Below are 17,318 nucleotides of genomic sequence, written 5' to 3' on the forward strand. Positions count from 1 at the left end.
GGTAGCGGACACTGGTCAGCTCTTGGCGAGAGTGACGAAGCGGAACTTGAACGAGGCGTCGAGGGTCTCGTCCACACCGCTGATCGAGTCGGTGGCGACAGCGATCTGCTTGCCTTCCAACAACGGAAGCGTCGGCAGGTAATTCGTCGCGAGCTCGGTCTGGATCTGCTCGATGATCTGCATCCGGGCGCCCTCGTCGGCCGTCGTACGTTCGCGATCGAGAAGCGCCGTGATCTCCGGGCTCTCGAAATGCGACTGCAGGAAATTGTCCGGGGCGAAGAAGGGGGTCAGGTAGTTGTCGGCATCGGGGTAGTCCGGGAACCAACCCAGCTGATACACCGGGTACGCGTCGGCGACACGTTCCTTGGTGTAGGTGCTCCACTCGGTGGACTGCAGGTTCACGTTGAACAGGCCCGTCGCGTCGAGCTGGCTCTTGATCGCGGCGTATTCCTCGCTCGAGCTCGAACCGTAGTGGTCCGGGTTGTACTGCAGGTTCAGCTGCACCGGGGTGGCCATGCCTGCGGCAGAGAGGAATCCGGCTGCCTCGTCCCGGTTCGGCGACTCACCGTAGACATCGGAGAACGCCGTGTTGGAGCCCTCCAGACCGGTGGGGACCACGGAGTACAGCGGGGTGTACGTGCCCTTGTAGACACCGTCGGAGAGCGCCTTGCGATCGACCGAGGCCGCAATTGCCTTGCGTACGGCCAACTTCTGCTCAGGAGTGTTGCCGGGCATCGTGTTCATGTTGAAGACCATGTAGCGCGATTCACCGCCGGGTCCCTCGTGCACCGTCAGACCGTCGACGGTTCCCAACGACTCGACATCGGTCGGCGTCAACGAACGCCAGGCCACGTCGATGGCCTTGTTCTGCACATCGAGCTTGAGGTTGTCCGAGCTGGTGTAGTACTTCACGTTGATCGACGACGTCTTCGGGGTGCCGAGGATGCCGTTGTAGTCACCGTTGGCGGCAAAGCTGACGAGCGAGTTCTTGGCGTAGCTCGAGATGGAGTACGGGCCTGCGAACGGCTTGCCCGCCACCACGGCGTCGTCATCGAGAACCTTGTCCGCCGGGAACACCGTCTGGTCGACGATCGGCCCTGCCGGAGTGGCCAGAATCTGCGGGAACGTCTGATCGTTGGCCGCTTTGAGGGTGAATTCGACCGTCTTCTCGTCCGGTGTCGCGATGCTGTCGAGGTTGGTGAGCAGCGACGCGGGCCCGTTCGGATCGTTGATCGCGACGATGCGATCGAACGAGAACTTGACGCTCTCGCTCGTCAGCGGATTGCCGTTCGCGAACTTCAGGTCGTCCTTCAACGTGCACTTGTAGACGGTCGGCTCGGCGAAATCGCAGCTCTGCGCCGCATCGGGCTCGAGGTCGGAGCTACCGGGTGCGAAGTTCATCAGGAAGGGGTACGTCTGGTTCATCACCATGAACGAGCCGTTGTCGTACGAACCGGCCGGGTCGAGCGAGGTGACCTGGTCGGTGGTGCCGACCGTGATGGTCTCGCCGCCGCCGTCGCCGGATCCTCCGGCGTCGGTGCGTCCCGAGCCGCAGGCCGCGGCGGTCAGCGCGAGTACCGACAGTGCGGCTACTGCGGCGGTCTTCTTACCGTGCTTGCGTACGGCTGTTCTGGATGCGGCGCTGTAGCGCTGCATGCGTCCGTCGTCGGGCGACAGGGTCATCTGAGCCTCTATCCAATTCGGTGTGTCCTATGTAACTAAAGGACAGTACCGACGGACTGTTTCCAATATGTGGCATTCAGAAAACCCTGCTGTTCCCACGAGCAAAAGACCAGGTCAAGGGCGGCTGAGAGCGCTCACATTCGCGTCGTTGTCCACCGGCTGCCCGGCAGCCGACGCCAACAGACCCTCGAGAACGTGCTTACCGAGCGCATTGTCGGCCGGCAGATCGATCGGGTACTTGCCGGTGAAACATGCTGCGCACAAACGTGATTCGGGCTGCTCGGAGGCCGCGATCATGCCGTCGATGGAGATGTACCCCAACGAATCGGCACCGATGGCCTGGCGGACGCCTTCGAGAATCCCGTCCTCCGAGTCGACGCCGTTGGCGATCAGCTCTGCGGGAGAAGCGAAGTCGATGCCGTAGAAGCAGGGCCACCGCACCGGCGGGGAGGCAATGCGCACGTGGATCTCGAGCGCACCGGCCTCGCGCAGCATCCTGATCAGAGCGCGCTGGGTGTTGCCGCGAACGATCGAATCGTCCACCACCACCAGCCTTTTGCCCCGAATGACCTCTTTGAGAGGGTTGAGCTTGAGGCGGATACCTAGCTGACGAATGGTCTGCGACGGCTGAATGAATGTGCGGCCCACGTAGGCGTTCTTCATCAACCCCTGGCCGTAAGGAATACCGGAGCCCTGGGCAAAGCCGATTGCCGCCGGCGTACCGGACTCGGGCACCGGAATCACCAGATCGCCCTCGGCCGGATGCTCCTTCGCGAGGCGTCGTCCGATTTCGACCCGGGTGGAGTTGACCGATCGGCCACCGATCACGCTGTCGGGCCGAGCGAGGTACACGTACTCGAACACGCAGCCCTTGGGCTCGGGGGCGGCGAACCGCGATGACCGAACACCGTCGGCGTCGATCGCGAGCAATTCACCGGGCTCGATGTCGCGGACGAACGCGGCTCCGACGATGTCGAGTGCCGCTGTCTCGCTGGCAACGACCCAACCGCGATCGAGGCGGCCGAGGCACAACGGGCGAACCCCGTGCGGATCGCGCGCCGCGTACAGAGTGTGCTCGTCCATGAAGGTCAGACAGAACGCACCTTTGAGCAACGGCAGCAACTCCATCGCGGCCTGCTCGATGGTGCAGTCGGCAGCTTTGTGGGCCAGCAACGCGGTGACCACGTCGGAGTCGGAAGTGCCGTTGCCCTGCAACCGGTCGCTGATCAGGCCTGCCTCGCGCGCCTTGGTGGCGAGTTCCGCGAAATTCACGAGATTTCCGTTGTGTCCGAGCGCAATCCCGGTTCCGGCGGTGGTGGTGCGGAAGATCGGCTGCGCGTTCTCCCACGTGACCGAACCACTGGTGGAGTAACGGCAGTGCCCGATGGCGACGTGCCCGGGCATCGCGCCGAGCGTCTGCTCGTCGAACACCTGGCTGACGAGACCGAGATCCTTGAACACCAACACCTGGGAGCCGTCGGACACTGCGATGCCCGCGGCCTCCTGCCCTCGGTGCTGCAGCGCATAGAGGCCGTAGTAAGAGAGCTTGGCCACATCCTCGCCCGGTGCCCATACTCCGAACACTCCGCACTCTTCGCGCGGCTCGTTCTCCGGTTCGTCGATGGGCGGTCCTGCTGAAGAACTCGGTCCTAGCAGAAGATTCGGACTGTCGACCGACAAATCGGCGTTGGTCACGGGCATTGCTCCCTTGGGGGTCCGGGGCGGGGGGCCGTACCCAAGTCTACGGGCACATGGCCCCAGTCAACGCATCGTGTGTACGGGAGATTCCCAGCACCTGAACGGGTGCCGGAATACGTACCGGTCACCTGATGGACAACAGCGGTAGCCAGCGGCCCACTTCGGCCGCTCGGCTGCCGGACGCATCGATCGAACCGTCGGCGAGAGCGTCGTCGAAATCGCGGATTCCCGTGACCACCTGCAACCACGTCAACGCATCGGTTTCGACGACGTTGGGCGGAGTTCCCCGAGTGTGGCGTGGCCCCACGATGCACTGCACCGCGACGAACGGCGGCACCCGCACCTCCACCGAGGACCCCGGCGCATTCTGGCCGAGAGTTCTGGCGGTGGTGCGCACCGCTGCGGCGATCTGCGCCCGCGCAGGCTTGTCCGCCTCACCCTTGATCCAGTCCTCGACGGCCAAGACGGCGTCGCGAACCTCGGCGGGGCCGACTTCCTTGTGTGGTGGCACTGCTACCGACTCCTGTCGTCCGCAGCGAGATGCGCCAGCACAGCGCCGCTCGCGTTGAGGAAATAGTGCAGCAGCGCCGGGGCGAGCATACTGCCGCTGCGGGACCGCAGCCACGAGAACACCACGCCTGCCGCGGCTGTCGCGACCACCGTTCCGATCACGGTGTCGCCTGCAGCGCGCGCCGGATTAATGTGCCAGAGCCCGAAGAAGATCGGCGACAGGACGGGCGACGCGGAATCGAGCACACCACGGAAAAGCAGCTCCTCGGTGAGCACCGTCCCCACCGGAATTCGAAACAGCACCCATTCGGCGAGATCGTCCTCGGCAGGCCTGAGGCGTCGACGCAATGTGGGTACGGCAGCAACGACTGCGGACCCGAGGACGGGAAGTGCCGCTGCGGCCGCGCCCCATTTCAGCCCGGCAGCGGCGTTGCGTAGGCCCAGCTGCTCGGCACTTCGTCCCGAGAAAGCAGCGACCCCGGCCGCGAACGACGCATCGACCACCGCCCGGCCGCGGGGATCGAGGCCGAGCGCTGGTAGGAGACAGGTACTCCACGCCGTCGTCGCAAGACCGGTTGTCAGAGCGGTTCTCACTTCTCCGGACCGTCGCGGCCGGCGAACTGTTCCATGACACCGCGAACTCGTTCGGTGTCGCGGTCGGTCCAGCCCTCGGGTGCGGCGACGGCGACCCAGCCGTCGAGCACGAGGGTTCCGTAATTGTGGCCGTGTCCGTCGGGGACGCCCGCGGCGTTGGTCAGGTCGGCAGCCACCTGCCAGAAGGTGACGACCGGGAACCATCGCATACTCGGCAACCGGTCCGGCCCCGGCGGCTCGGACAACCAGTCGGGACGCTCGAAGAGTAGGTCGGGTGACCACCAGACCACCGGATCCGACGCGTGCTGGACGTAGAGGATTCGCGGTGCGTACCACGGTTGATCCTCGGGCGGAATGCCCGACGAGTTGTCGGCGAATCGGACCGTCAGACCCTCCGAGTAGACCGGACGAACCTCGGGACTTCCCGGGTCGCGCCTGCTGACGAACTGACTCCAGATGCGGTTGTTGTTCGGTGGACCCACCCACAGGACGCCGTCGGCGGTGGCCCTGATGTCGGCCAGACCACTGAATGCGCCCTCTCCTGCCTGCGTCCCCAGGCTCTCGCCGTAGACGTAGAACTTGGGCCGGGTGGCCTCCGGTTCCTGCAGCCAGCGGTCGTGCACCTTGTCGATCAGGGCTTTGCCTGCCTGCGCTGCCTTGTCTCCCTCGGCGATGAACGAAATCCAGCTCGGTAGATACGAGTACTGGGATGCGACGGTGGCGACGTCGCCGTCGAACATGAGCTCTTCGGCTTCGATGGCCGTGGGATTGACCCATCCGGTTCCGGTGGTCGGGACGACGACGAGAGCCGAGCGTTGGAATGCGCCGGTGCGTTCGAGTTCGGTGACGACGATGTCCAGTCGCTCGTCCTGGGTCTCTGCAGTTTCCAGGCCCGCGTAGGCCCTGATCGGCTCGAGGCTGGGGCGGCCGGTTGCCCGCTCCATCTCGTCGGCGCTCAGACCGCTGGAGACGAAGTTGCGGCCCTCGAATCCGAGGGTGTCCCACGGTGCCAACGAATCCGGGCTGCCGGATCGCTCGTCGGCGACGGGTTGCTCTGCGCCGTCGCGGGTTTCGTCGTTCTGCAGACTGAACACGGAGTTGGTGACCTCGGAGACCGCGCGCAGCAGCACACCCTGAACCAGCGCGACGACGAGCACGACGAGGACGACGACCCCGAGCGCGTTGGCTACTTCGCGCGGCATCTTGACGATGCGGTTGATCTGGCGGGCGAGCAGGCGAACGAAGTCCCGCAACACGCGCCACACCGAGATGAGCAGTGCCGCAATGGCAAGACTGAGCGCTCCGGTGCGGAAGTACCCGGTGGTGGTGGTGCCCTCCGCGTCCATCAAGGCGGCGAGCTCACGCTGCCATTCCGCCGAAATCGCCAGCATGATCATCGACGCCGCGATCGCTACGACGGGCACAGAGACCTTCAGGGCGAGTTCCACCTTGCGGGGCAACGGCCACCACGATCGTGAGGCCAGCCACCACCGCGTCACCGCCCAGCCGACCGCGACACCGAATGCGTACCCGATGGCCGAGTTGATCCCACCGATGATGCCCTGGAACAGCCATCCGCGAGGGAGCAGAGACGGAGTCAACGACCAGCAGAAGAACAACGCGCTGAACGCGATTCCGGTGAAGTCCAAGCGCAGCAGACCCCAGGCCCACATGACGAAGGGATGCTTCTCCGGTGAGGGGACCGAGAACTCGACCGCCGGCAGGTGGTATCGGTGGTGCTGGTCCTGCTCGAGCGGTGCGTCGGGCTCGAGCAGGCGCTGCCCCGTTGCGTTCTCACCGACGGATGTGTGTCCCCCCACCTCGGTCAGCCGAAGAGTCTGGGAAGGGTGCTCTCGAACGTCTCGCGCAGTTCCGCCATCGGCACGGAGAACTGCCCTTGAATTTCGATCGAATCCGAACCCTCGTCGACGACGCCGACGCGCGCCCATGGCAGGCCGCGGGCGGTGCACATACCGGTGAAGCGAGTTTCTTCGGTGCGCGGCACGGCCACCAACACGCGGCCGGAGGACTCGGAGAACAATGTCACGAACGGATCGGCACCCTCGGGAAGGATGATGCGGCAACCGGTTTCGCCCGCCAGCGCAGCTTCGACGACGGCCTGCGCCAGGCCACCCTCGGACAGGTCGTGCGCCGCCGAGACCAGCCCGTCCCGCGAGGACGAGAGCAAGATGTCTGCCAGCAGTTGTTCGCGGGCGAGATCGACCTTGGGCGGTACACCGCCGAGGTGATCGTGCTCGACCTGCGCCCAGATGGACCCGTCGAACTCGTCGTAGGTGTCGCCGAGCAGGATCAGCGTCTCACCGGGTTCGAGACCGAGGCCGGTGGGGATGCGGCGATGAACGTCGTCGATGACGCCGAGAACGCCCACGACGGGTGTCGGCAAAATGGGTTCGGCGCCGGTCTGGTTGTAGAAGCTGACGTTGCCGCCGGTCACGGGGATGCCGAGGGTGACGCATCCGTCCGCCAGTCCGCGCACGGCCTGCTGGAACTGCCACATGACGCCGGGGTCCTCGGGCGAGCCGAAGTTGAGGCAGTTGGTGACGGCTTTGGGCGTCGAGCCGGTGACGGCGACATTGCGGAACGCCTCGGCCAACGCGAGCTGCGCGCCCCGATACGGGTCGAGTGCGGTGTAGCGACCCGACGCGTCGGTGGCCAAAGCGATTCCGCGACCGGTCTTCTCGTCGATGCGGATCACTCCGGCGTCGGCGTTCTCGGCGAGAACGGTGTTGCCGCGGACGTAGCGGTCGTATTGCTCGGTGATGAATTTGCGGCTGCACAGCTGCGGCGAGCCGATCATCTTCAGCAGAGTCGCCTTCAGCTCGTCCGGGTTTTCCGGACGCTTCAGTGATGCCGTGGTGTTCGCGACCAGATCGTCCTGGGTGGCGGGACGCTGGACGGGACGGTTGTACACCGGCCCCTCGTGCGCGACCGTCTTCGGCGGAACGTCGACGACCGTGTCGCCGTGCCAGGTGATCTGCAGATTGTCGCCGTCGGTGACCTCACCGATGACGGTTGCGAGCACATCCCACTTGCGGCAGACGGCCATGAACGCGTCGACGTTCTCGGGCGTCACCACCGCGCACATGCGCTCCTGGGATTCGCTCGAGAGCACCTCGGCAGGCGTCATGCCGGTGGCACGCATCGGCACCTTCTCGAGCTCGATGTGCATGCCGCCACTGCCCGCAGACGCGAGTTCCGAAGTGGCGCAGGACAACCCGGCACCGCCGAGATCCTGGATGCCGACGACCAGCTTGTTGGAGTAGAGCTCGAGGCAGGCCTCGATGAGCACCTTCTCGGTGAACGGATCGCCCACCTGAACGGCGGGGAGCTTCTTCCTGCCGCCGCCGGTCTCATCACCGTCGAAGGTCTCCGAGGCCAGCACGGAGACGCCGCCGATGCCGTCGAGACCGGTTCGAGCGCCGAACAGAATGATCTTGTTGCCCAGACCCGACGCGAAGGCCAGGTGCATGTCCTCGACCCGCATGAGACCTGCACACAGCGCGTTGAGCAGGGGGTTACCGGCGTAGGAGGCGTCGAACACTGTTTCGCCACCGACGTTCGGCAGGCCGAGGGAGTTTCCGTATCCGCCGACACCCGCGACAATGCCGCTCAGGACACGGCGCGTGTCGGGTGCATCCGCAGCACCGAATCGCAGCTGGTCCATGACGGCGATCGGGCGAGCGCCCATGGCCATGATGTCGCGGACGATGCCGCCGACGCCGGTCGCCGCACCCTGATAGGGCTCGACGTACGACGGGTGATTGTGGCTCTCGACCTTGAACGTGACAGCCCAGCCGTCACCGACGTCGACGACGCCCGCGTTCTCACCGATACCAGCGAGCATCGGCTTGCGCATCTCGTCGGTGGTGGTCTCGCCGAAGTACTTCAGGTGCACCTTCGAGGACTTGTACGAGCAGTGCTCGCTCCACATGACGGAGTACATCGCCAATTCGGCGTCGGTGGGCCGACGGCCGAGGATTTCCTTGATGCGGACGTATTCGTCGTCCTTGAGTCCGAGTTCTTTGTACGGCTGCGCAACGTCGGGGGTGGCGACGGCGTTGGACACGGTGTCTGTGGGTACAGAGCTAGCGGACACGAGGAATAGGTCCCTTCGATGGTGCGAAATGCCAGGGCGAGTCTATCGGGACCCACGGACATGTACGGCATCGGTCGTGCGGGGTCCTCGCTTCGGTCGTGCGAACATCACCTGATGGACATCGCACTGACCGAGGACGATCTGGACGAAACGGGCGTCATCGACCCGTCGATGGTGGCCAAGGGAGTCGACGTCCCGCCGAAAGCCGTCGTCTGCTTCTTCGCCGAGGTCATCGAGAGCATCTGCGCGAAAGGCGATGCCAGAGTCGTCTCGGTGATGCGCTCCGAGCACGGCGAACACCCCGTCTACGAGATCGAGCGGAACGGGGAGAAGCTCGCCGTCTTCCATCCGGGTGTCGGCGCTCCGCTGGCTGCGCTGTTCCTCGAAGAAGCCATCGCCATGGGATGCACGCAGTTCGTGGCCGTCGGCGGCGCGGGAGCATTGTCGGACGACCTGGGTATGGGACACGTCATGGTCGTCGACAGCGCCGTCCGCGACGAGGGCACCTCGTTCCACTACCTACCGCCGGGCCGAGTGGTCGACGCCGATCCGGCAGGTGTGGCCGTGCTGCAGTCGGTGCTCACCGACGCCGGAGTGGACTTCGTCACCGGTCGCTCCTGGACGACTGATGCGCTCTACCGCGAGACCCGTGGCCGCGTTTCCCGCCGCGTCGAAGAAGGCTGCCGAACGGTCGACATGGAAGCCTCTGCCTTCTGCGCCGTGGCCCGATTCCGCGGAGTGCGATTCGCGCAACTGCTGTACGCCGGCGACTCCCTGGCCGCCGACTGGGACCACCGCGGCTGGACCAAGGCAACGACGGTGCGCGAGCAATTGTTCTGGCTCGCAGCCGACGCATGCCTGCAATTGAGCCCGGTCTAGTTCTTCGGGGGGTCGGGTCGCTCGCTCACCCCTGCCCCCCGCAAACGCGCGCGCGTTTGCCAGACGCGCGCGGACTGGTGCCCCGACTCGGCACGAATCCGCGCGCACATGACGAATGCGCGCGCGTTTGCGGCTGCCCACCGGTTCATCTCGCGCGCCGTGGCCCCAGGTTCACCTCGATTCGACGTTCACCCCCGAACCTCGCAAACGCGCGCGCGTTTGCCATACGCGCGCGGAATAGACCCCGAACGGGTCACCAGTCCGCGCGCACCTGACGAATGCGCGCGCGTTTGCCGGTCGCCGATCGAGCTCAGGCAGGGGCGAGGAATGCCGCGAGCGCGTCGGCGTAGGCCTTCACGTCCGCGGCTCCCATCAGCTCTCGCGAGGAGTGCATGGCCAGCTGGGCTGCGCCGACGTCCACCGTCGACAGGCCGGTGCGCGACGCGGTGATGGGTCCGATGGTCGATCCGCACGGCAGATCGGCGCGATGCACGTAGCGCTGCAAGGGGACTCCGGCCTGATCGCAGGCGAGCGCGAAGGCACCCGCACCCGCGGAATCCGTTGCGTAACGCAGGTTCTGGTTGACCTTGAGCACCGGTCCCCCGCCGAGTTCGATGCGGTGCGCGGGCTCGTGTCGATCCGGGTAGTTGGGATGCGTCGCGTGCGCCATATCGCCTGAGGCACAGACAGATCCGGCCATCGTACGCAGGAACTCCTCACGGCCGCCGCCTCGTCCGAGCACGATGCGCTCGAGTACGGTGTTGAGCAGATCCGAGAACGCACCGCGGTCGGACATGCTGCCGACCTCTTCGTGATCGAACAGCGCCAGCACCGGAGTGACGCCGGTCGGATTGTCCACTGCGGCAAGCAAAGCCTGAGTTCCGGCGTAGCAGGTACCTTGATTGTCCAGACGCGGCGCGCTGACCAGCTCGGACTCCACACCGACGACGGCGCTGGGTGCCAGGTCGTGCGTCATCAGTTCCCAGCCGAGAACCGAATGCGGGTCGACGCCTTCTCGTTCGGCAACGTATGCGATGAAAGACTGCGGTGAATTGCCCACGCCCCAAATGGCATTGACGTGTCGCTGCGGATCGAGGGTGACGCCCTTGCGATCCTCGGAGAGGTGGATCGCCAGCTGCGGAACTCGCAGAATGGGCTCGTCCACCTTCACCAGCACCTCGCGTACCGTGCTGCCGTCGCGCACGCTCAGCCGGCCGGAGATGCCCAGATCGCGATCGAGCCACGAGTTCAGCCAGGCACCGCCGTACGGTTCGAGACCCACCATCTGCCAGCCCGCCGATTCGAGATCGGGATGCTGCTTCACGCGGAGGTTCGGGCTGTCGGTGTGTCCACCGACGATACGGAAGGGGCCGTCACTCTCGGTGCTCCACGCGACGAGTGATCCGCCGCGGATCAGGTAGTAGCGGCCCGCTTCCGTCGGCCAGGCGGCGGTTTCGTCGAGACGCACGAAACCGGCTTCCTCGAGTTGCACCGACACCGTCCGGCACACGTGGAACGGGGACGGCGAGACGTCGACGAAGTTGCAGAGACCGGTTGCAGAAGCGTTGGACGGCATGGGAACCATTGTGGCAGCCCCTGCGTCGAACGCACCGAGAGCACACACCGACCCGAGCGAACTTCATGACATTTCAGTCGTCGCTACGCCAACGAGCAGGTCACGCAACCACACTGGCAATCATCCGAATGAAGGTGATCGAGGCGTTGCGGGCATCCCCTGCTCAGTGCGACCCGGACACGCAGAACGAGTTGCCGTCGGGATCGGTCAGGGTCACCCAGCGGAAATCGCCCATGGTGTGTTGCGCGACTTGGGTCGCACCGGCCTCGATCAGACGAGCGACCTCACCGTCGAGATTCTCGGTGGTCATGTCGAGGTGGACGCGATTCTTGCCGGGCGTCGGGTCGTCGATTTTCTGAAAGGCCATTCGATACGGCGCGGCGGCGAGTTCGATGACGTAGAACCAGCCGTCGTTCTCCTCCACGATCGTCCCGTCAGCCTGCGCCGCCCACCAGCGAGCGAGCGGCCCCGGATCGGTGCTGTCGAATGTGATCATGCCCAAGGTCAGTGTCATGACGGCACAGTAACCGCGACCACCGACAGGTTTCGGTCAGGCGTTGACGATTGCGTCCAGTGCCGAATAGAAGATGCCCAAGCCGTCGTCGCTCGGTCCGGTCAGCGGCTCGGTGGCGTGTTCGGGGTGCGGCATCAGACCGACGACCCGACCGTTCGCCGAGGAGATGCCGGCGATCCCGCGCTGCGATCCGTTCGGGTTGGTTCCGCTGTAGCGGAACACCACGCGGCCTTCGCCTTCGAGTTCGTCGAGCACGTTCTCCGAAGCCTGGAACCGGCCCTCGGCGTTCTTGACCGGGATCAGGATCTCGGCACCGGTTTCGTATCGCGACGACCATGCGGTGTCGGAATTCTCCACCTTCAGCCACTGGTCGCGGCAGACGAAGTGCAGACCCTCGTTGCGGGTCAACGCGCCGGGCAACAGGCCCACCTCGCAGAGCACCTGGAAGCCGTTGCAAATACCCAGGATCGGCATGCCACCTTCGGCGGCCTTCACCACGGACTCCATCACGGGGGCGAATCGCGCGATAGCGCCGGCCCGGAGGTAGTCGCCGTACGAGAATCCGCCGGGAACGACGATGGCGTCGACGTTCTTCAGATCGGCGTCGGCATGCCACAGGCTGACGGCCTCGCCACCGGCGAGGGTGACGGCGCGGGAAGCGTCGACGTCGTCGAGAGTTCCGGGGAAGGTGATGACCCCTACGCGTGCAATCATGAGATACGGGTCACTTTCCAGTCCTCGATCACCGTGTTGGCGAGCAGGGATTCTGCGATCTTCTCCAGCTCTGCGTCGTCGACAGAGTCGTCGACCTCGAGCTCGAAACGCTTGCCCTGGCGGACGTCGGACACGCCGGAGATGCCCAGACGGCCGAGCGCTCCTGCGATCGCCTGACCCTGCGGATCGAGAATCTCGGCCTTGGGCATGACATCGACAACGACTCGGGCCACGAAAGCGCTCCTTGAAATACGTACAGCAAGACTGTTACCGGCAGGTGGGAGTCTACGCAGCCCTGGCGGGAGGCGCGAAACCGCGCTTACTGTGGAGTCCATGCGGCTGACTCACTTCGGACATTCCTGCGTTCTCGTCGAACTCAACGGCACCACCGTGTTGTTCGATCCCGGCACGTTCTCCCACGGGTTCGAGGGGATCACCGGACTCGACGCCATCCTCGTCACTCATCAGCACCCCGATCACGTTGATCTGCAACGACTTCCCGCTCTCGTCGAGGCGAATCCGCGAGCGGCACTGCACGCCGATCCGATGACCGCGGGCCAACTCGGCGGCCAGTGGACGGCGGCTCCGGCGGGTAAGGCCTTCGCCGTCGGCGGCATCACGGTCACCGGAGTGGGCGGCACCCATGCCGTCATCCATCCCGAATTGCCGGAGATCGACAACACCGGCTACCTGCTCGGCACTCCGGAGAATCCAGGCCAGCTGTTTCACCCCGGCGACTCGCTGTTCGTCCCAGAACAGCAGGTCGAGGTGCTTGCGCTTCCCGCGGCCGCGCCGTGGTCGAAACTGTCCGAAACCGTCGAATTCTTGCGCGCAGTGGCCCCGAGGATGGCATTCCCCATCCATCAGGCCGTCGTCGCGGAACAGGCCAGGGGCATCTACTACGGCCGCTTCAAAGACATGTCCGACGCCGAAATCCGTGAGCTTCCCGAGGAATCGTCCGTCTCGATCTAGCGTGCCGTATCGAGCGCCGGCGCCTGACGGGCGTCGTACATCTCCCGCGCACGATCGACTTCGTGCACGTGAGCCTCGGCCCACAATCGCAGCACGTTCAGAGGGTCTCGCAGGGTACGTCCCAGCTCGGTGAGCTCGTATTCCACCCGAGGTGGGATCTCGTCGTGGACGTGCCTGGCGACGATTCCGTCACGTTCGAGGTCGCGAAGGGTCTCGGACAGGACCTTGCCGCTGATGCCGCCCACTTCCGACTGCAACTTGCCGAAGCGTAAACGACCGTCTCCCAGCGCAATCACGATCATGGCCGTCCACTTGTTCGCGATTCGCGCCAGCGACTTGCGCGACGGGCACGATTCGATCATGACGTTCCACACCGGTGAAGTCATCGTTCCCCCAGCTCAGCGACAGTTACGTTGAGGTAACAGGTTATCGGGTGCCACTGTCGCCACGTTGATGTTCCCGGCACAGGAGATGACCGACGATGACGAATACCACCCCACTGGATGTAGCCACCCGATACTTCGATGCCCTCGGACGTGGTGATGTACCGACGATGATGGGCATGCTCGACGCCGAGGTGACGTGGTACCAGCCGGGACGCAATCAGTTCTCCGGAACCCATCGAGGTGTCGACGGTGTCGGCCGCCTCCTGGGCGCGATGATGACGGTCAGCGAAGGAACCTTCGGTCTGACCGTGGAGGGCCCGATGATGGTCAACGGAGACCAGGTCGCCGTACCGGTGCGTTTCGCCGGTCGCCGAGACGACGCGACGATGGACATGTCCGGCATCGACCTGCTCAGCATCGTCGAAGGGAAAATTGTTGCTGTACAACTGTTTTCCGCCGACGGTGACGCCGAGGACGTGTTCTGGGGCCCGTCCGAGGATTCTCGCTAGCCCGTGACCTCGGGAGGCAGGGTGCCGATCATGGTCACCTGTGTGCCGTCCCACCGGTAGTCGATGACAACCGGACCGCCGGTGGGGTCGGCGAAGGCATCGTCCCCCACCGGCCAGCGGTACTCGACGGTGACGGTGTCGGCAGTCTGTCCCACCACCGAGGTGAACGCGGTGGGTTCGAGAGTCGCGGTGCCGAGGTAGTCGTAGTTGTGACCTGCGAAGAAGAGGATGTGGGTCGGTGACGACGCAGTGCCCCCGGTGTCGGCTCGTACCCAGGTGAACGGTGCACAATCGTCACCGATCTCGGTAGCGATCCACGGCTCGCCGGGGAAGTACTCCGGCAGCGACGCGACCGCATCGACCACCCTCGTGGAGTCCAGCCCCAGACAGATGGGGTACTCCGAACCAGGCGCATGTTGCTCACCCGCGTCGGGAATGGAGTTGTTCTCGGGAAGCTCCTCGGTGTTCCAGTCGATCGGGCCGTTGGGCTCTGTGGCCTCTGCGTCGACGGTGGGTCGAGCAGCATTCTGTGGCGGTGCTGCCTCGGCCTGGGCGTTCGTGGTGGGCGCAGCAGTGGGCGTGGTTGCCGTCGCTGCGACCGGTTCGTCCGAGTTGCCGCACGCAACGAGGCTGAGCACAGTGATGGTGACGAGAACGAGTCGCTTCATAAGACCACCTGGTTCGATTTGCAGGACGCCAGGTATGTCCGCTCGCAAACATGTTCCGTTACATCACATTTCGATCAAGGGGCCGTTACCTCTGCCGGAACAGGCAATTTTTGCTCCACTGCCCGCCTGCTTCGCGATACCTCAGCGGATGTCGCTGCAAAATGGAGCGCCCGTTGCAACCGTCAGTCGAGCCGAACCAGTTCACGTAGTGCCGACTCGTCCACCGCGTCCAGCCCATCGAGGAACGCAACGGCGAAGGACCCTGGCCGCGACGTCGACCGGGCGGCAATCTCCGACGCGACCGCAACGTGGGCGTGCGCGGCAACGGCACCGACCAGAGCATTCGGAGCGACGGAGCAGTACGCCGCCGTCAGCGCACCCAACGCACACCCGGTAGCCGTAACTCGTTGCAGCAGTGCGCTTCCACCACCGACCTTGATCATGCCGTCCGGGCCGAGAATATGGTCGGTCTCCCCCGACGCGGCCACGATCTCGGCTCGGTCCAGCAACGAACGCGCCGCATCGACCGAATCCGCCGCTTGCGCAGACGAATCGACCCCTCGTGAACCACCTTCGGCGCCCGCCAGTCCCATGACCTCGGACGCGTTCGCGCGAATGACACTGGGGCGGTTGGCAAGTAGCTCGACGGCCACCTGAGTGCGCCACGGTAGCCCGCCCGCTCCCACGGGATCGAGTACCCAGGGCTTGCCCGCGGCTCTCGCGGCCGCCGACGCCAAGCGAGCACTTTCCACCTGCGCGGCCGTCGGGGTTCCGAGATTGACCAGGACCGCGTCGGCGATCTCGGCGAAGCCCGCCGCCTCCTCCGGATTGTCCACCATCGCCGGAGCCGCCCCGGCAGCGAGCAAGGCATTGGCGACGAACTGCACCGACACGGTGTTCGTCAGACACTGGACCAGCGGATGGCCATCGCGCAGAAGACGATGTGCGGCAACAATGTCGTCCAGGGTCACACTCGAAGCGCTCATCGGACCGAGTCTACGACCGCCCTCACCCCGTTCGCGTCAATGGACCACTGCACACGTCTGAACGCTGCAATGCGCCATTCACGCAGCTACGGGACGTGCGTGAATGGCGCATTGCATACGTCTGGGCCGTGCAAGGGTCCATTGACGCGAGAGCGAGCGAAGCGAGCGGACTGCTACGCCACGCGAGCTTTGGTTCGCGGGATCCATTCGTACACGCCGGCCTCGGCTCCGTGGTGCAGGGAGAGGTCGATGGCGTCCAGGATGGCCTGACGCGGTCCTGGCCGTCCGAGTTGCTTGGCGCTGATGGCCAGGCGTACCACTCCCTCGCGTCGGGCGGTGCGTCCTGCGCCGAGTACCAGGGCCTTGAACCACCAGGGTTCGGCTTTGAATCCTTCGCCGATTCCCCACACTCGGGAGCGGATGACGCCGTCGCGGTCGAGGTCGTGAATGCCGTTGAGAGCGGCCAGCATTCGGAATCCGGCGTCGGGCAGGGCTTCGACGGCACCGGGTGAAGCGATCCAGCGCGGAGCGGCGAACACTCGGGTGCGCAGGCCGGTCTGTTCCATGACGCGATCGGCCGCCATCAATCGCAGTCGGGCCTCGTGACGCGGCAGTGCGGCAAATTCGGAGCGTCGACGCTTGGTCGCGGCCTGGTCGTAGCCGTGCAGAACGATGGCATCGCCGCCGTCACGTCGTGCCCGCAGCCATTCCTGGGTTGGGATGTCCGCGGCGAGCCGGTACTTGTCTTTCAGTCGCGGTGCGACGAGCAACGACAGTGGAACGCCTCGCCCGTCGAGGATTCGCGCGAATTCGGCGGCATGTTCGTAGGTGTCGTTCTTGATACCGCTCACCGACACGATCAGGCGTCCAGACATGACTCGAGCCTCGCACACCAGCGTGAACGAGGCTCGAAGTCGATGCAGACAGAAGCTAAACGGCGATCGTTTCCTTCGGCAGGATCTTGTCGATCGCAGCGAGTACTTCCGGTGCGTCCGGCTCGGTGCGCGGGCGGAAGCGGTTGGTGACGACGCCCTCCGGTGAGATCAGGAACTTCTCGAAGTTCCACTGAACGTCTCCGGCCTTGCCGTCGGCGTCCTCGGCCTTGGTGAGCTCGGCGTACAGCGGGTGCCGGTTGTCACCGTTGACGTCGACCTTCTCGGTCATCGCAAAGGTGATGCCGTAGGTGGTGGAGCAGAATGTCTCGATCTCTTCGGCGGTGCCGGGTTCCTGGCCACCGAACTGGTTGCAGGGCACTCCGACGACCGACAGTCCCCGTGACGAGTACTCGTTGGCGAGCTTCTCTAGCTTTTCGTACTGCGGGGTCAGTCCGCATTTGGAGGCGACATTGACCACGAGGACGGCTCTTCCGGCGTACTCGTCGAGCGAGGTGGGCGCACCGCCCAGCGTGTTGATGCCGATGTTCTGCACTTCAGTCATGACCCGAACTTACCTGTGAGTACCCGGAGAACGAGAACCGACGTGGAAAACAAGAACGACCCCGCTGGTGGCGGG

At 65.0% G+C, this 17,318-nt stretch carries 18 protein-coding genes; 3 read left to right on the top strand and 15 right to left on the bottom strand.

Going from position 1 to position 17,318, the window contains the following annotated elements; all coding sequences use genetic code 11:
- Nucleotides 1–15: 15 nt before the first annotated feature.
- The 6 genes from ACNEOT_RS17400 to purL all read right to left on the bottom strand — a co-directional run bounded on the left by ACNEOT_RS17400 (nucleotide 16) and on the right by purL (nucleotide 8,602).
- On the bottom strand, nucleotides 16–1,656 hold the full coding sequence (locus ACNEOT_RS17400) for an ABC transporter substrate-binding protein (RefSeq protein ID WP_415976344.1): 1,641 nt from the start codon (nucleotides 1,654–1,656) through the stop codon (nucleotides 16–18).
- A 141-nt stretch (nucleotides 1,657–1,797) separates the two neighbouring features.
- Complete coding sequence (gene purF / locus ACNEOT_RS17405; RefSeq protein ID WP_415975521.1) at nucleotides 1,798–3,378, bottom strand: amidophosphoribosyltransferase; 1,581 nt, start codon at nucleotides 3,376–3,378, stop codon at nucleotides 1,798–1,800.
- 127 nt (nucleotides 3,379–3,505) lie between these two features.
- Nucleotides 3,506–3,892 (bottom strand): sterol carrier family protein, encoded by a 387-nt coding sequence (locus ACNEOT_RS17410; protein WP_415975523.1) that lies wholly within the window; start codon nucleotides 3,890–3,892, stop codon nucleotides 3,506–3,508.
- 2 nt (nucleotides 3,893–3,894) lie between these two features.
- Nucleotides 3,895–4,485: a CPBP family intramembrane glutamic endopeptidase gene (locus ACNEOT_RS17415; RefSeq protein WP_415975525.1), complete on the bottom strand. Its 591-nt coding sequence runs from the start codon at nucleotides 4,483–4,485 to the stop codon at nucleotides 3,895–3,897.
- Nucleotides 4,482–6,209, bottom strand: coding sequence for an alpha/beta hydrolase (locus ACNEOT_RS17420; protein ID WP_415976346.1), 1,728 nt, complete (start codon nucleotides 6,207–6,209; stop codon nucleotides 4,482–4,484). Before ACNEOT_RS17420 ends, ACNEOT_RS17415 begins: the two co-directional genes overlap by 4 nt.
- Before the next feature lie 101 nt (nucleotides 6,210–6,310).
- Nucleotides 6,311–8,602: a phosphoribosylformylglycinamidine synthase subunit PurL gene (gene purL / locus ACNEOT_RS17425; RefSeq protein ID WP_415975527.1), complete on the bottom strand. Its 2,292-nt coding sequence runs from the start codon at nucleotides 8,600–8,602 to the stop codon at nucleotides 6,311–6,313.
- 114 nt (nucleotides 8,603–8,716) lie between these two features.
- Between purL and ACNEOT_RS17430 the strand changes: the two genes are divergently transcribed.
- The gene (locus ACNEOT_RS17430; protein WP_415975529.1) at nucleotides 8,717–9,481 is read left to right on the top strand and encodes a nucleoside phosphorylase; all 765 of its coding nucleotides are present in this window, start codon (nucleotides 8,717–8,719) and stop codon (nucleotides 9,479–9,481) included.
- 310 nt (nucleotides 9,482–9,791) lie between these two features.
- Here ACNEOT_RS17430 and ACNEOT_RS17435 read toward each other — a convergent pair whose 3' ends face one another.
- From ACNEOT_RS17435 to purS, 4 genes are all read right to left on the bottom strand, one after another.
- Nucleotides 9,792–11,057 carry a M18 family aminopeptidase gene (locus ACNEOT_RS17435; protein WP_415975531.1) on the bottom strand — a complete coding sequence of 422 codons (1,266 nt, stop codon included), beginning with the start codon at nucleotides 11,055–11,057 and terminating at the stop codon, nucleotides 9,792–9,794.
- Between the two features lie 163 nt (nucleotides 11,058–11,220).
- Entirely contained in the window at nucleotides 11,221–11,571 is a 351-nt protein-coding gene (locus ACNEOT_RS17440) for a VOC family protein (RefSeq protein WP_415975532.1), read from the bottom strand.
- 36 nt (nucleotides 11,572–11,607) lie between these two features.
- Nucleotides 11,608–12,285: a phosphoribosylformylglycinamidine synthase subunit PurQ gene (gene purQ / locus ACNEOT_RS17445; RefSeq protein WP_415975534.1), complete on the bottom strand. Its 678-nt coding sequence runs from the start codon at nucleotides 12,283–12,285 to the stop codon at nucleotides 11,608–11,610.
- Nucleotides 12,282–12,518, bottom strand: coding sequence for a phosphoribosylformylglycinamidine synthase subunit PurS (gene purS / locus ACNEOT_RS17450; protein WP_415975535.1), 237 nt, complete (start codon nucleotides 12,516–12,518; stop codon nucleotides 12,282–12,284). The genes purQ and purS overlap by 4 nt, the downstream gene beginning before the upstream one ends.
- 100 nt (nucleotides 12,519–12,618) lie before the next feature.
- On the opposite strand from purS, the gene ACNEOT_RS17455 reads away from it, so the two are divergent.
- Nucleotides 12,619–13,257 carry an MBL fold metallo-hydrolase gene (locus ACNEOT_RS17455; protein ID WP_415975536.1) on the top strand — a complete coding sequence of 213 codons (639 nt, stop codon included), beginning with the start codon at nucleotides 12,619–12,621 and terminating at the stop codon, nucleotides 13,255–13,257.
- Here the strand turns inward: ACNEOT_RS17455 and ACNEOT_RS17460 are convergent.
- Nucleotides 13,254–13,643, bottom strand: coding sequence for a winged helix-turn-helix transcriptional regulator (locus ACNEOT_RS17460; RefSeq protein ID WP_415975538.1), 390 nt, complete (start codon nucleotides 13,641–13,643; stop codon nucleotides 13,254–13,256). The two genes, ACNEOT_RS17455 and ACNEOT_RS17460, sit on opposite strands and share 4 nt — an antisense overlap.
- Before the next feature lie 95 nt (nucleotides 13,644–13,738).
- Between ACNEOT_RS17460 and ACNEOT_RS17465 the strand changes: the two genes are divergently transcribed.
- On the top strand, nucleotides 13,739–14,152 hold the full coding sequence (locus tag ACNEOT_RS17465) for a nuclear transport factor 2 family protein (RefSeq protein ID WP_415975539.1): 414 nt from the start codon (nucleotides 13,739–13,741) through the stop codon (nucleotides 14,150–14,152).
- Here ACNEOT_RS17465 and ACNEOT_RS17470 read toward each other — a convergent pair.
- The 4 genes from ACNEOT_RS17470 to ACNEOT_RS17485 all read right to left on the bottom strand — a co-directional run bounded on the left by ACNEOT_RS17470 (nucleotide 14,149) and on the right by ACNEOT_RS17485 (nucleotide 17,243).
- Nucleotides 14,149–14,820 (bottom strand): LppP/LprE family lipoprotein, encoded by a 672-nt coding sequence (locus tag ACNEOT_RS17470; RefSeq protein ID WP_415975541.1) that lies wholly within the window; start codon nucleotides 14,818–14,820, stop codon nucleotides 14,149–14,151. The two genes, ACNEOT_RS17465 and ACNEOT_RS17470, sit on opposite strands and share 4 nt — an antisense overlap.
- A gap of 182 nt (nucleotides 14,821–15,002) precedes the next feature.
- The gene (thiM, locus tag ACNEOT_RS17475; protein WP_415975542.1) at nucleotides 15,003–15,806 is read right to left on the bottom strand and encodes a hydroxyethylthiazole kinase; all 804 of its coding nucleotides are present in this window, start codon (nucleotides 15,804–15,806) and stop codon (nucleotides 15,003–15,005) included.
- Nucleotides 15,807–15,979: 173 nt separating this feature from the next.
- Nucleotides 15,980–16,681, bottom strand: coding sequence for a DUF2334 domain-containing protein (locus ACNEOT_RS17480; protein WP_415975543.1), 702 nt, complete (start codon nucleotides 16,679–16,681; stop codon nucleotides 15,980–15,982).
- A 55-nt stretch (nucleotides 16,682–16,736) separates the two neighbouring features.
- The gene (locus ACNEOT_RS17485; RefSeq protein ID WP_415975544.1) at nucleotides 16,737–17,243 is read right to left on the bottom strand and encodes a glutathione peroxidase; all 507 of its coding nucleotides are present in this window, start codon (nucleotides 17,241–17,243) and stop codon (nucleotides 16,737–16,739) included.
- Between the last annotated feature and the right edge of the window lie 75 nt (nucleotides 17,244–17,318).

It is taken from the genome of Rhodococcus sp. 077-4 (assembly GCF_047782425.1).
Taxonomy (GTDB): domain Bacteria; phylum Actinomycetota; class Actinomycetes; order Mycobacteriales; family Mycobacteriaceae; genus Rhodococcoides.